This window comes from Mesorhizobium sp. M0615 (genome assembly GCF_040320805.1).
Lineage (GTDB): Bacteria > Pseudomonadota > Alphaproteobacteria > Rhizobiales > Rhizobiaceae > Mesorhizobium.
In genome coordinates this window covers 105,253-117,747 of the sequence record NZ_JAMYQI010000001.1, presented here as the reverse complement: position 1 = coordinate 117,747, position 12,495 = coordinate 105,253, and the positions used below count along the sequence as shown (strand labels likewise).

Annotated in this window: 14 protein-coding genes; 10 read left to right on the top strand and 4 right to left on the bottom strand. The window is 62.5% G+C overall.

From position 1 onward, the window contains the following. Positions 1 to 141 precede the first annotated feature (141 nt). A complete protein-coding gene (locus tag NKI46_RS00625) occupies positions 142 to 600 on the bottom strand; it encodes a tRNA (cytidine(34)-2'-O)-methyltransferase (protein WP_023670018.1) in 459 nt (152 codons plus the stop codon). A gap of 445 nt (positions 601 to 1,045) precedes the next feature. On the opposite strand from NKI46_RS00625, the gene NKI46_RS00620 reads away from it, so the two are divergent. The 5 genes from NKI46_RS00620 to NKI46_RS00600 are packed head-to-tail and all read left to right on the top strand — an operon-like array spanning position 1,046 to position 6,060. Continuing rightward, entirely contained in the window at positions 1,046 to 1,453 is a 408-nt protein-coding gene (locus NKI46_RS00620) for a hypothetical protein (protein ID WP_352744268.1), read from the top strand. Positions 1,454 to 1,480: 27 nt separating this feature from the next. Then, positions 1,481 to 3,376: an ABC transporter ATP-binding protein gene (locus tag NKI46_RS00615; protein WP_352744266.1), complete on the top strand. Its 1,896-nt coding sequence runs from the start codon at positions 1,481 to 1,483 to the stop codon at positions 3,374 to 3,376. Positions 3,377 to 3,386: 10 nt separating this feature from the next. Further along, positions 3,387 to 5,270, top strand: a complete 1,884-nt coding sequence (locus NKI46_RS00610; RefSeq protein WP_023806006.1) for an ABC transporter ATP-binding protein — start codon at positions 3,387 to 3,389, stop codon at positions 5,268 to 5,270. A gap of 3 nt (positions 5,271 to 5,273) precedes the next feature. Further along, positions 5,274 to 5,750 carry a GNAT family N-acetyltransferase gene (locus NKI46_RS00605; RefSeq protein WP_023737805.1) on the top strand — a complete coding sequence of 159 codons (477 nt, stop codon included), beginning with the start codon at positions 5,274 to 5,276 and terminating at the stop codon, positions 5,748 to 5,750. 1 nt (position 5,751) lies between these two features. Next, positions 5,752 to 6,060 (top strand): DUF6665 family protein, encoded by a 309-nt coding sequence (locus tag NKI46_RS00600; RefSeq protein ID WP_023670023.1) that lies wholly within the window; start codon positions 5,752 to 5,754, stop codon positions 6,058 to 6,060. Positions 6,061 to 6,080: 20 nt separating this feature from the next. On the opposite strand, the gene NKI46_RS00595 is transcribed toward NKI46_RS00600, so the two are convergent. Next, positions 6,081 to 6,425, bottom strand: a complete 345-nt coding sequence (locus tag NKI46_RS00595; protein ID WP_023670024.1) for a cupin domain-containing protein — start codon at positions 6,423 to 6,425, stop codon at positions 6,081 to 6,083. 314 nt (positions 6,426 to 6,739) lie between these two features. Here NKI46_RS00595 and petA point away from each other — a divergent pair, with 314 nt between their 5' ends. The 5 genes from petA (at position 6,740) to NKI46_RS00570 (ending at position 11,453) form a co-directional block, all read left to right on the top strand. Beyond that, positions 6,740 to 7,300 carry a ubiquinol-cytochrome c reductase iron-sulfur subunit gene (gene petA / locus NKI46_RS00590; RefSeq protein ID WP_023670027.1) on the top strand — a complete coding sequence of 187 codons (561 nt, stop codon included), beginning with the start codon at positions 6,740 to 6,742 and terminating at the stop codon, positions 7,298 to 7,300. A 16-nt stretch (positions 7,301 to 7,316) separates the two neighbouring features. After that, a complete protein-coding gene (locus NKI46_RS00585; protein ID WP_352744263.1) occupies positions 7,317 to 8,660 on the top strand; it encodes a cytochrome b in 1,344 nt (447 codons plus the stop codon). A gap of 23 nt (positions 8,661 to 8,683) precedes the next feature. Then, on the top strand, positions 8,684 to 9,556 hold the full coding sequence (locus tag NKI46_RS00580; RefSeq protein ID WP_023737806.1) for a cytochrome c1: 873 nt from the start codon (positions 8,684 to 8,686) through the stop codon (positions 9,554 to 9,556). A 196-nt stretch (positions 9,557 to 9,752) separates the two neighbouring features. Continuing rightward, positions 9,753 to 10,898, top strand: coding sequence for an alpha-hydroxy acid oxidase (locus NKI46_RS00575; RefSeq protein WP_352459846.1), 1,146 nt, complete (start codon positions 9,753 to 9,755; stop codon positions 10,896 to 10,898). Positions 10,899 to 10,907: 9 nt separating this feature from the next. Continuing rightward, positions 10,908 to 11,453 carry an adenine phosphoribosyltransferase gene (locus NKI46_RS00570; protein WP_013529989.1) on the top strand — a complete coding sequence of 182 codons (546 nt, stop codon included), beginning with the start codon at positions 10,908 to 10,910 and terminating at the stop codon, positions 11,451 to 11,453. A 102-nt stretch (positions 11,454 to 11,555) separates the two neighbouring features. Here NKI46_RS00570 and NKI46_RS00565 read toward each other — a convergent pair whose 3' ends face one another. Together NKI46_RS00565 and NKI46_RS00560 are read right to left on the bottom strand one after the other, a co-directional pair. Next, positions 11,556 to 12,020: a MaoC family dehydratase gene (locus tag NKI46_RS00565; protein WP_023733357.1), complete on the bottom strand. Its 465-nt coding sequence runs from the start codon at positions 12,018 to 12,020 to the stop codon at positions 11,556 to 11,558. Then, positions 12,017 to 12,478 (bottom strand): MaoC family dehydratase, encoded by a 462-nt coding sequence (locus NKI46_RS00560; RefSeq protein ID WP_023670033.1) that lies wholly within the window; start codon positions 12,476 to 12,478, stop codon positions 12,017 to 12,019. The genes NKI46_RS00565 and NKI46_RS00560 overlap by 4 nt, the downstream gene beginning before the upstream one ends. Between the last annotated feature and the right edge of the window lie 17 nt (positions 12,479 to 12,495).

The following is a 12,495-nucleotide window of genomic DNA, read 5'->3' as shown; positions in this document are numbered from 1 at the left end:
TTTTCCGCTTGACCTCAACTTAAGTTGAGCTTGTAGCCAGGAAATGTCGATAGGGCAATTGAGGAGAAGGCGATGTGCGCCTGGGTGAGAATGATGCAAGACGCAAGGGCCGTTGGCGGTGACGACAACGCGTTGAAGGTTCTAGCCGAGTTGCCGGATGGCTTCACCGGCGACCATGGCGACGGACAGCGCGACGTTGATGCTGCGCGTGCCCGGCTGCATCGGGATCGTCAGCCGCGCATCCGCCGCCTGATGGACAGGATCCGGCACGCCGGCGGATTCGCGGCCGAACAGCAGGATGTCGCCTTGGGCGAAGCTGAAGCCCGTATAGGGGGTCGCGGCTTTGGTGGTGAGCAGCACCAGCCGGCAGGCTTGGCCCTTGCGCCAATCCTCGAAGGCGTTCCAGTCGACATGCCGGGTCAGGGCAGCCATTTCGAGGTAGTCCATCCCGGCGCGCTTGAGCGCTTTGTCGGAGAGCGGAAAGCCGGCTGGTTCGATAATGTCGACGCCAAGGCCGAGGCAGGCGGCGAAGCGCAGGATTGTTCCGGTGTTGCCGGCGATGTCAGGCTGGTAGAGGGCGATGCGGAGACGGTGGTTCATTTCCGCGTCTTTCTAATAAGTGGCAGATCGGCCACAGCGGGTGGCTGGTTTTGGAAATTGCTGGACCTGCGGGTGGCCATTTTCTGCGAAGTCGATTATACCGCACGCATTGTCAACCCGAACCGATGGAGGGGTATTTCATGATGACCATGCACATCCAGCGCCCCTCCCGTGGGCTTACCTGCCTGCTGGCGGTTTCGGTACGACGATTTACCTGATTTCTTAGATCTGATCGCACCGATTCCCGCCGAACCCGATTTTCGGCTCTCGAAGGAATCCTGCGATGTTTTTCAACCGGTTAAAGGGGCCAAGCGCCCCAGCTGAGCATGTCGCGACCGAGGCCTATCCTCGAGTCCCGACGGATACAATCCGTGCCTCCGGCCGAACGCCGGCGCACGACATTGCTTCGCCTTTTTATGTCTATTTTCACATGGAGGACGGACCGATGTTCGATCCCTATAAGATACCGGGTTCAAGAAGCCTGCACGAACGCAAGACGGCGACCTGGGCGTTGCTGGTCGGCGAGACCTATTCGTCGGCGGTTCACGCGCAGACCCGCCGGCGTCCGCATCGCGGCATGTTGCCGGATGTCGATTTCTCGCGTGCGGTTCCCGACCACAGCCGGCCGTCGCTGGTGCGCCGGATCATCCGGCTGATCCGGCCGGGCGCGAAAAACCGGACTGGCGGCGGCGTGCCGTCAGTTCAGTCGAACGCTTCTGTCGGTGAAAAGCCCGCAAGTCCCTATATTGCGCGAAGCAGGACCGATGGCCCGGGTGATTCCGGGCCGCCGGTCCCCGCCGACGTACGGTCTGGGGACGCGGAGCGCCCCGGGGATTTTTCCCGCGCCGCATGAGCGGACAAAAGTTTTGTGAGCATCACTATGTTTAGCTGGTTTGAAAGAAGGCTCGATCCGTTCCCCGCAGCGGAACCGGTCGAGCCGCCGAAGACGCTGGTTGCCTTCTGCGTGCACTATACGCGCGGCGCCTGGCCATACATCATCGTCGACGCGGTGCTGGTGACGGCGATTGCCATCGCGGAAGTGTGGATGTTCGGCTTCATGGGCCACATCGTCGACTGGCTGTCCGGGCAGAACCGCGAAACCTTCCTGCAGACCGAGAGCTGGAAGCTCGCCGGCATGGCCTTCGTCGTGCTGTTCGCGCTGCCAGGTACAGTATGGCTGCATTCTTTGCTCAACCAGCAGACGCTGATGGGCAACTACCCCATGCGCATCCGATGGCAGGTGCATCGTTATCTCTTGAAGCAGTCGATGAGCTTCTACCAGGACGAATTTGCCGGCCGCATCGCCACCAAGCTGATGCAGACGGCACTCGCCGTGCGCGAATGCGTCATCAAGGTGATCGAGGTGCTCAATTACGTCATCGTCTATTTCCTCGGCATGCTGTTCATCGTCGGCTCGGCCGACTTGCGGCTGGCGGCACCTCTCGGCGTCTGGCTGCTCGGCTATATCGGGTTGTTGCGCTATATCATCCCGAAGCTGGGCAAGGTCGGCGAGGCGCAGGCCAATGCGCGCTCGACTATGACCGGCCGCGTCGTCGACAGCTACACCAACATCCAGACGGTCAAGTTGTTTTCCCATGCACGGCGCGAAGCAACGTTCGCGAGAGAAGGCATGGCAGGCTTCCTTGACACGGTCTACCGGTCGATGCGGCTGGTGACGGTGCTTTACGGCCTGCTCTATATCCTCAACGCGCTGCTCCTGTTTTCGGTGACGGCGACGGCGCTGTGGCTGTGGCTCGGCCAGGCGGTGACGATCGGCGCCGTCGCCGTGGTCATCGGCCTCGTGCTCCGTATGTGGGGCATGTCGCAGTGGATCATGTGGGAAATGTCGAGCCTGTTCGAGAACATCGGCACGGTGCAAGACGGTATCGCCTCGATCTCGCTGCCGCGCCTGGTCGAAGACCGGCCGGGGGCGAAGGACATTGCCGTCACCAAGGGCGAGATCCGCTTCGACGACATTCGTTTCCACTATGGCAAGCAGAAGGGCGTCATCGAGAACCTGTCGCTGACGGTGAAGCCCGGCGAGAAAGTCGGCATTGTCGGGCGCTCGGGCGCGGGCAAGTCGACGCTGGTCAATCTCCTGTTGCGGTTCTACGACCTCGAGAACGGCCGGATCCTGATCGACGGCCAGGAGATCGCTTCGGTGACGCAGGATTCGCTGCGCGCGCAGATCGGCATGGTGACGCAGGACACTTCGCTGCTGCATCGTTCCGTGCGCGACAACATTCTTTACGGGCGGCCCGATGCGACGGAGGAAATGGTTGTCGAGGCAGCCGGGCGGGCTGAGGCGCTGGAGTTTATCGGCAGGCTTTCGGATCACACCGGACGTAAAGGGCTCGACGCTCATGTCGGCGACCGCGGCGTCAAATTGTCCGGCGGCCAGCGGCAACGCATCGCCATTGCTCGCGTTATGTTGAAGGACGCACCGATACTTATCCTTGACGAAGCGACGTCGGCGCTGGATTCCGAAGCCGAGGCCGCCATCCAGGAGAATCTCTACAAGCTCATGCAAGGCAAGACCGTCATCGCCATTGCGCACCGGCTGTCGACCATCGCGGCGATGGACAGGCTCGTCGTCCTCGACAAGGGCCGTGTCATCGAGGAGGGGTCGCACGAGGAACTCGTCGCCAGTGGCGGGCTCTACGCGCAGCTCTGGCAGCGCCAGTCGGGCGGGTTCCTGCTCGATGACGGTCCGGTCGATGCCGCCAATGACGCTGTTGCCAACGACATCGGCGTGAAGGGTGAAGCCGCAGAGTGATGACGTCAGCATGATGACAGCCGTCTATCGCTGGTTCGAGGACTGGGTCTATCCGTTCAGGGAGCCGGCGGACCTTCGGCCACCGTCAAGCGTCGGCGGCTTCCTCTGGCACTATGTCGGCCAGGCGAAGTTCGCCTTCTTCGCCATGCTTGTCATCGGCGGCATCGCGCCGCTGATCGAGGCCGGGCTTTTCTACTTCGTCGGGCGGCTGGTCGATATTCTCGATCAGCTTCCCGGTGAACGCAGCTGGGACGCGCTGTGGACCGCCGCCGGGCCTGAGCTTGTCTTCATGATCGCAGTGGTGCTGGTCATCCGCACCATCGTCGTCGGCCTGTCGGCGCTGGTCAACGAACAGACGATCACGCCGGGCTTCTACAATCTGGTGCGCTGGCAGGCGCACCGGCACGTATCGCGCCAGTCCTACACCTTCTTCCAGAACGATTTCGCCGGCCGTATCGCGACAAAAGTCTGGCAGGCGGGGCAGGCGACCGGCGACCTGATGGAGAGCTTCATCGAGGTCATCTGGTTCATGCTCATCTATACGGTGACGACCTTGGCGCTGGTCGCCGGGCTGGATCTGCGCCTGGCCGTGCTGGTGGTGATCTGGATCCTCGCGTTCGCCTGGCTGGCCAAGCTCTATCTGCCCTCGATCCGCAGGCATGCCGAGGCCACGGCTGAAGCTGGCTCGATGATCAATGGGCGCATCATCGATTCCTATTCCAACGTGCAGACGCTGAAGCTATTCTCGGCCGACGGCGACGACCGCTACATCAAGAACGGCTTCGACATCTATCTCGATGCACTACGGCCCTTCACCCGCCGGCTGACCGGCGTGCGCATGGCGCTGACGACGCTGTCGGGCATCATGATCACCGCGATTGGCTGCTTTGCCGTCTATCTCTGGGTCGAAGGGTCGATCACCGTCGGCGCCGTCGCGTTCACGCTGTCGCTGGTCTTGCGGCTCAACATGCTGCTCGGGCGCGTGATGATGCAGCTCAACGGCATATTGCGAAATCTCGGCGTCCTGGAAAACTCCAAGGCGCTGATCTCGCAGCCGCTTGGCCTTGTCGATGCGCCGGATGCGAAAGAGCTTGTCGTCGCCGGCGGCCGCATCGAGGTGAAGAATGTCGAGTTCCACTACGGCAAGGGTTTTGGCGTGCTGAATGGCATCGACCTTGTGGTCAAGCCTGGCGAGAAGGTCGGGCTGGTCGGGCCGTCCGGTGCGGGCAAGACGACCTTAGCCAATCTCATCCTGCGCCTCTACGACCTCGAGAGCGGGAAAATCCTGATCGACGGGCAAGACGTCGCCGAGGTGACGCAGAACTCGCTGCGCGCCAATATCGGCGTGGTCAGCCAGGACACGGCGCTGTTCCACCGCTCGCTACGCGACAACATCAAGCTCGGCATGCCGGATGCAACTGACGCCGAGGTGATCGCGGCGGCGAAGAAGGCCGAGGCGCACGAGTTCATATTGGGCCTGCGCGACAACCGGGACCGTACCGGCTACGAGGCTTTTGTCGGCGAGCGCGGCGTGAAACTGTCGGGCGGCCAGCGCCAGCGCGTCGCGATCGCCCGCGTCTTCCTCAAGGATGCGCCGATCCTGATCCTCGACGAGGCGACCTCGGCGCTCGATTCCGACATCGAGGCGGCGATCCAGGAGAATCTGGCCAGGCTGATGGAGAACAAGACGGTCATCGCCATAGCGCACCGGCTGTCGACCATCGCCGCGCTCGACCGTCTTGTGGTGCTGGACGGAGGCCGCATCGTCGAACAGGGCACGCATGACGAGCTGGTGGCGCTCGACGGGCTCTATGCGCGGCTGTGGAAGCGGCAGTCCGGCGGCTTCCTCTACCACGAGGAAAGCGTGCTGGAAGAGACACGGCCGGCGGAGTAGGGCATGGCAGCGTCGCCTGATATCGGCTACGTCCTCAAGCGGCTGCGGCCAACCGCGCCGGCCTTCGATGCGCTGAAGGAGGAGAGCCGGCTGGAAGGCTACTGGATGCTGGTGCGGCTGGCGGATGGCTGGGCGGGCGGCCGCAACAAGTTCCTGAAACGAGGCGAGGCGCTGTTTGGTGCATGGCATGGCCGAGAACTCGCTGGTGTGTGCGGGTTGAACATCGATCCTTATTTCGAAGGCAGGGACCACGGCCGGGTCAGGCACCTGTTCGTCAGCGCGCGTCATCGCCGCAGCGGCGTTGGCCGCATGCTGGTCGAGACCGTCATTGACAGGGCACGTCAGCATTTTGCCGTGCTGAACACCCGCGCGCCACAAGGAGCCTTTGGGTTCTATGAACGGCTTGGCTTCCAGCCGGTGGTGGGCGAAGAATTCGTCACGCACCGCATGATGCTCTCTCAAGACAGAAAAGGAGGCTGAGATGTCACTGCGTCCGCCATCCCTAGGCGCCTCGGCTGCCGAAGCCGCGTTCGACGCCCTCGGCCATGAGATACTGGCTGAAAAGGCCGCAGCGCTCGGCCGTGCCGGCCAACGGGTCGAGGAAACGCTGGCCAAGCTCCGTCAGAACAACGGCGACGAGGAGCAGCGACCGCGGCTGCTCAAGGAGGCTGCCGCGGCGGTGCACGCCTATTTCATCCAGCGTGAACTCTGCGGCCTGCGCCGGCATGAGTCGGCCATCCGCGAATACGATATCCCAAGGGCCGTGCTGGTCAGGCTCGGTGCAAGCTAGAGGTCACCAGCCGGCAACAATCATTCCAGCCATTCGGTGATGAAGCTGCCGTTTTCGTGGATGTCGGTCGTTTCGAGCGGGCCTGGGCCAAGATTGGTGAATTTGTGCGGCGTATCGGGCGGCACGATCAGGATCTGGCCGGCCGTGGCCTCTATCTGCTGGTCGCCGATCGTGAACAGGCCGATGCCTTGCCGGATGATGAAGATTTCACAATAGGGATGCGTGTGCAGGCGCGGGCCGCCGCCAATCTCTTCCTGATAGTTGAAAATCAGGCAGGAGTTGGAGTCGTAGGCGCCGCATTGCAGTTCGCCCTGCCAGCGGCCGGGCGTCCTGGTCCAGGTCTCGCGGTCGATGATGTGTGCCATGCCGGCGAGACTAGATCACGGCAACCTGTCCTGTCGAGACAGGCGGGGAGCCTCGGATTTGCTGATATTTCCCTGTTGTTTAGCCGCCTTTGCCGACCTTTGGGCATCTGGCCAACTGACGCGCTGTTCTGTCCCCGCGACAATCTGCCCTTGTGGCCTCAGCCCGCTGGACAAAAACGGGCTTCACGCATAAACCGAAATCCAAATGCCGGAGGAATTCGCTAGCTTGTTCGCCATGCGCTGTCGGGCCGGCGCGATGGAGCGGGGACAAAGCTCGGCCGCCGGCTCGGAAGAGGCGAAAGGATCAGGCACCCGTGAGCGCAACCGACACCCAGGATCCCAACCGTCGTGATTTTCTCTACGTCGCCACCGGCATGGCCGCAGTCGTTGGCGCAGGCGCCGTTGCCTGGCCGTTCATCGACCAGATGCGCCCCGATGCCTCGACGCTGGCGCTCGCCTCGGTCGAGGTTGATGTCGCCTCGCTGACGCCTGGCATGTCGCTGATTGTCAAATGGCGCGGCAAGCCGGTCGTGGTGCGCAATCGCACCGAGCAGGAGATGAAGGACGGCGAAGCCGTGAACCTTGCCGACCTCAAGGATCCTATCGCCCGCAACGCCAATCTGCCCGCCGATGCGCCGGCGACCGACGCCAACCGCACCACGCCCGGCAAGGAAGCCTGGATGGTGATGGTGCAGGTTTGCACGCATCTGGGCTGCATTCCGCTTGGCCAGGAAGGCGATTTCGGCGGCTGGTTCTGCCCGTGCCACGGTTCGGTGTACGATACCGCCGGCCGCATCCGCAAAGGCCCGGCGCCGGAAAATATGGCCGTGCCGGTATTCAAGTTCATTTCCGATACCAAAATCCTCATCGGTTGAGGCAGGGGATAATTCGATGAGCGAGGGACACTCGACCTATACGCCCAAGACCGGTATCGAACGCTGGTTCGACGCCCGCATGCCGCTGCCGCGCATGGTATATGACAGCTTCATCGCCTATCCGGTGCCGCGCAACCTTAACTATGCGTGGACCTTCGGCGGCATCCTCACGATCATGCTGGTGGCGCAGATCCTGACCGGTATCGTGCTGGCCATGCACTATACCGCCGACACCAACCTCGCCTTCAATTCGGTCGAGAAGATCATGCGCGACGTCAATTCGGGCTGGCTGTTGCGCTACATGCATTCCAACGGCGCCTCGTTCTTCTTCGTCGCTGTCTACATCCACATCTTCCGCGGGCTTTATTACGGCTCCTACAAGGCGCCGCGTGAGCTGCTGTGGATCCTCGGCTGCATCATCTATCTGCTGATGATGGCGACCGGCTTCATGGGCTATGTGCTGCCCTGGGGTCAGATGAGCTTCTGGGGCGCCACCGTCATCACCGGCTTCTTCAGCGCCATTCCGCTGGTCGGAAACTGGATCCAGGAACTGCTGCTCGGCGGTTTCGCCGTCGACAACCCGACGCTCAACCGCTTCTTTGCGCTGCACTATTTGCTGCCGTTCATGATTGCCGGCGTCGTCGTGCTGCACGTCTGGGCGCTGCATGTGGTCGGCCAGTCGAACCCGACCGGCATCGAGGTGAAATCGAAGACCGACACCGTTGCCTTTACGCCCTATGCGACCATCAAGGATGCATTCGGCATGATCGTGTTCCTGTTCTTCTTCGCCTATTTCGTCTTCTACCTGCCGAACTTTCTCGGCCATCCGGACAATTACACGATCGCCAACCCGCTGAAGACGCCGGCCCACATCGTGCCGGAATGGTACTTCCTGCCGTTCTATGCGATCCTGCGCGCGATCACCTTCAACATCGGGCCGATCAACTCCAAGCTCGGTGGCGTGCTGTGCATGTTCGGCGCCATCGTCATGCTGTTCCTGGTGCCGTGGCTCGACACCTCCAAGGTGCGCTCGGCGGTCTACCGGCCCTGGTACAAGCTGTTCTTCTGGCTGTTCGTCGCCGACGCTGTCCTGCTTGGCTGGCTTGGCTCGCAGCCGGCGGAAGGCGGCGGTCTGTTGACCCTCCTGATAGGTGAGGTCTCGGGCAACTACGTTGGCTACGCTCAAGCGGCGACACTGTTCTACTTCGCCTTCTTCCTCGTCATCCTGCCGGTGCTTGGCCTGATCGAGACGCCACGCAGACTGCCGAATTCGATCACCGAGGCGGTGCTGGAGAAGAACAAGGGTGCCGGAGGGGGACATCCGGCCGGTGCGACCGCGGCGCCGGAAGCCAAAGGCTGAGTGAGAATCTAAGGGGATTTGGCATGAAAAAGATTCTCACCTCGCTCGCCCTGCTAGGCGTGTTTGCCGCTGGCATCGGAGCCGTCGGCAGTGTGGCGATTGCCGCTGAAGAGGCGCACAACGCGGCGGCACCGACGCATTTCCCGATCCACGAGCCGAAGGAGATGGACTGGACTTTTGCCGGTCCGTTCGGCACCTACGACCAGGCGCAGCTGCAGCGTGGCTTGAAGGTCTACAAGGAAGTCTGCTCGGCCTGCCACTCGATGAATTTGGTGGCGTTCCGCACGCTGGAGGACCTCGGCTATTCGGAAGCGCAGATCAAGTCCCTGTCGGCTGAGTACACCATCCATGATGGACCCAACGATGCCGGCGACATGTTCGACCGGCCGGGCAAGCCGTCCGACCATTTCCCGGCGCCGTTCGCCAATGAGGAGGCGGCTGCCGCTTCCAACGGCGGCGCTGCCCCACCGGATATGTCGCTGCTGGCCAAGGCCCGCGGCGTCGAGCGCGGCTTCCCGCGCTTCGTCTTCGACATATTCACGCAATATGCGCAGGGCGGCCCGGACTACATCCATTCGCTGCTGACCGGCTACGACGAGACGCCACCTGCCGGCATGGTGATCCCCGAAGGCACCCACTATAATCCATACTTCATGTCCGGCGTGTCGCTGAAGATGCCCAAGCCGCTCTCCGACGGCCAGGTCACCTACGATGACGGTTCGCCGCAGACGATCGACCAGTATTCGCGCGACGTCTCGGCGTTCCTGATGTGGGCGGCCGAGCCGCATATGGAAGACCGCAAGAAGACCGGCTTCCGCGTGCTGGTGTTTCTGCTTCTGTTTGGGGCGCTGATGTATCTGACCAAGCGCAAGGTATGGGAAGGCGTGGCCCACTAACCGCCGCTACCCCTGTGAAATCGGAAAGGGCGTCTTCGGGCGCCCTTTTTGCTTGCCGAAGCGGGCAGGGGGCTGTCGCCTTGGGTGCAACCACCCGCCTGGTCGAACAAGTCCGTTGGCAGGGCGCCATGTGATTGGTATGCACGCGCGACCGGTGATGAAGGATTGCCGGCGATAAGACACCTGGGAATCGATGATGCGGCTACGCGACTGTCACAACTTTTCCGATTTCCGGCGCATGGCCCAGCAGCGGTTGCCTGGGCCAATCTTCAACTACATCGATGGCGCGGCCGACGACGAGGTCACCTATCGCCGCAACACCGAGAGCTTCGAGCGCTGCGACCTCGTTCCCAACGTGCTGCGCGGGGTAAGCGAGATCGACATGTCGGTGACGGTGATGGGCCAGAAGCTGGCCATGCCCGTCTATTGCTCGCCGACCGCCTTGCAGCGGCTGTTCCATCATCAAGGCGAGCGCGCGGTGGCCAAGGCTTCGGCCAAATTCCGCACGATGTTCGGCGTGTCCTCGCTCGGCACTGTCAGTCTTGAGGAAGCGCGCAAGATCAGCAGCAGCCCGCAGGTCTACCAGTTCTATTTCCACCGGGATCGCGGCCTCAACCGGGCGATGATGCAGCGGGCGAAAGCGGTTGGAGTCGAAGTGATGATGCTGACCGTCGACAGCATCACCGGAGGCAACCGCGAGCGCGACAAGCGCACCGGCTTTGCCATCCCCTTCAAGCTCAACCTTGCCGGCATGCTGCAGTTCGCGCTGAAGCCGGGCTGGGCGATCAACTATTTCACCCATGAGGGGTTCAAGCTGCCGCAGCTCGACGAGCATGTCGACATGGGCGGCGGCACGATGTCGATCAGCCGCTACTTCACCGAGATGCTCGATCCGTCGATGACCTGGGACGATGTTGCCGAGATGGTCAGACTGTGGAGAGGTCCGTTCTGTCTCAAGGGCGTCATGTCGGTGGAGGATGCCAAGCGCGCCGTCGAGATCGGCTGCAGCGGCATTGTGCTGTCCAACCATGGCGGCCGGCAGCTGGACGGCTCGCGGGCGGCGTTCGACCAACTGGCCGAGATCGTCGATGCCGTCGGCGACAGAATAGACGTCATCATGGATGGCGGCGTGCAGCGCGGCACCCATGTGCTGAAGGCGCTGTCGCTCGGCGCCAAGGCTGTTGGCGTCGGCCGCTATTATCTGTTCCCGCTAGCGGCGGCCGGCCAGCCGGGCGTAGAGCGGGCGCTGGAGCAGATGCGGGTCGAGATCGAGCGCGGCATGAAGCTGATGGGCTGCAGTTCGATCGAACAATTGTCGCGCAACAACCTCCGTTTCAGGTAATCTCGACCCATGAAATCCTCGCTCGAAGACACGCTGCTCGCCGCGATCCGCACCATTCCGGACTACCCCAAGCCCGGCATCCTGTTTCGCGACATCACCACTTTGCTCGGCAATGCGCGCGCCTTCCGCCGCGCCATCGACGAGCTGGTGCATCCCTATGCCGGCCAGAAGATCGACAAGATCGCCGGCATCGAGGCACGCGGCTTCATCCTCGGCGGTGCGGTCGCGCACCAGCTTTCGGCCGGTTTCGTGCCGATCCGGAAGAAGGGCAAGCTGCCTTACGAGACGGTACGCGTCGCCTACAGCCTGGAATACGGGCTGGACGAGATGGAGATGCACAAGGACGGCGTTGCGCCGGGCGAGAAGGTGATCCTGGTCGACGACCTGATCGCGACCGGCGGCACGGCGGAGGCGGCGGTCAAGTTGCTGAGGCAGATCGGCGCCGATATTCTTGCCGCGTGCTTCGTCATCGACCTGCCGGATCTCGGCGGACGGGCGAAGCTCGAAGCGCTGGGCGTGCCGGTGCGGACGTTGATCGGGTTTGAGGGGCATTAGGGAGTAGGGAGTAGGGAGTAGGGAGTAGGGAGGGAAGCTCCGCATTCCGTGCAAGGCGCAGCACCCACTGCTGCCTAATCCCTACTGCCTAAAACCTACCCTCTACCCAGCCTTCACCAGCACGGCGCTGTCGAACTCCAGCACCTTGTCGCCTGCCGAATCGGAACCTTCCGAGCGCAGCGCCAGCAGGCGCCAGCCGGGGCGGGTGGCAAGCGGGCGGTGGGACAGGGCCGTGCGCATGAAGGTGACGGTTTCTCCGGCATAGACCGGCTTTGGCCATTTCAGGTTCCTGAAGCCGGGGGAGGGGCCGAATTCTGGTACCGGGCCGGGTCCGGTCCATTGAGAAGCGTCCATAGGATTTTTGAGATTGAGCTTCATCCAGGTGGCCGCGGTGTGCCAGCCTGAGGCGCAGAGGCGGCCGAACACGCTTTTCTTCGCCGCCTCCTCGTCGACATGAAAGACCTGTGGATCGTATTTGCAGGCGAACGCCTTGATCGCCTCGGCTTCGAATGTGTGCGAACCGAGGTTGATGGTATCGCCGATGCGGAAGAACGCGTCGAGGCTCATGCGCCGGCCTCGCGGGTCAAGAACATGACAGTGTTCTCAAGTTCGAAGACGCTTTCACCGCGCTGGTTGAACAGTTCGCTGCGCAAGGTGACGAGGCCGAGCTGAGGCCTGGATTTCGACAGGCGCCTGGCAAGCACGCTGGTGCTGCCGGCCAGCGTGTCGCCGGCCAGCACCGGCTTCTTCCATTTGACCTGGTCGATGCCGGGCGCGCCTTGCGCGGTCGAGTCGAGCAGGAAGGCGTCGCACAGCATGCGCATGAAGATCGCGCAGGTGTGCCAGCCGGAGGCGGCCAAGCCGCCAAGGATGCTGGCCTTGCCGGCGGCTTCGTCGAGATGCATCGGCTGCGGGTCGAATTCGGTGGCGAATTCGATGATTTCGGCCGCACTCACCTGCTTGGCGCCGAGGTCGATCGATGCGCCCTCGGTGAAATCCTCGTAGGCCCAGCTTTTTGCGGTCATGATCCCAATCCGGTTGT

Excerpts from the sequence above, each read along its gene's own strand:
- NKI46_RS00610 (WP_023806006.1), top strand. The coding sequence starts at position 3,387 with ATGATGACAGCCGTCTATCGCTGGTTCGAGGACTGGGTCTATCCGTTC.
- NKI46_RS00580 (WP_023737806.1), top strand. The coding sequence starts at position 8,684 with ATGAAAAAGATTCTCACCTCGCTCGCCCTGCTAGGCGTGTTTGCCGCT.
- NKI46_RS00570 (WP_013529989.1), top strand. The coding sequence starts at position 10,908 with ATGAAATCCTCGCTCGAAGACACGCTGCTCGCCGCGATCCGCACCATT.
- NKI46_RS00575 (WP_352459846.1), top strand. The coding sequence starts at position 9,753 with ATGCGGCTACGCGACTGTCACAACTTTTCCGATTTCCGGCGCATGGCC.
- NKI46_RS00620 (WP_352744268.1), top strand. The coding sequence starts at position 1,046 with ATGTTCGATCCCTATAAGATACCGGGTTCAAGAAGCCTGCACGAACGC.
- NKI46_RS00565 (WP_023733357.1), bottom strand. The coding sequence starts at position 12,020 with ATGAGCCTCGACGCGTTCTTCCGCATCGGCGATACCATCAACCTCGGT.
- NKI46_RS00615 (WP_352744266.1), top strand. The coding sequence starts at position 1,481 with ATGTTTAGCTGGTTTGAAAGAAGGCTCGATCCGTTCCCCGCAGCGGAA.
- NKI46_RS00585 (WP_352744263.1), top strand. The coding sequence starts at position 7,317 with ATGAGCGAGGGACACTCGACCTATACGCCCAAGACCGGTATCGAACGC.
- NKI46_RS00605 (WP_023737805.1), top strand. The coding sequence starts at position 5,274 with ATGGCAGCGTCGCCTGATATCGGCTACGTCCTCAAGCGGCTGCGGCCA.
- NKI46_RS00625 (WP_023670018.1), bottom strand. The coding sequence starts at position 600 with ATGAACCACCGTCTCCGCATCGCCCTCTACCAGCCTGACATCGCCGGC.
- NKI46_RS00560 (WP_023670033.1), bottom strand. The coding sequence starts at position 12,478 with ATGACCGCAAAAAGCTGGGCCTACGAGGATTTCACCGAGGGCGCATCG.
- NKI46_RS00600 (WP_023670023.1), top strand. The coding sequence starts at position 5,752 with ATGTCACTGCGTCCGCCATCCCTAGGCGCCTCGGCTGCCGAAGCCGCG.
- NKI46_RS00595 (WP_023670024.1), bottom strand. The coding sequence starts at position 6,425 with ATGGCACACATCATCGACCGCGAGACCTGGACCAGGACGCCCGGCCGC.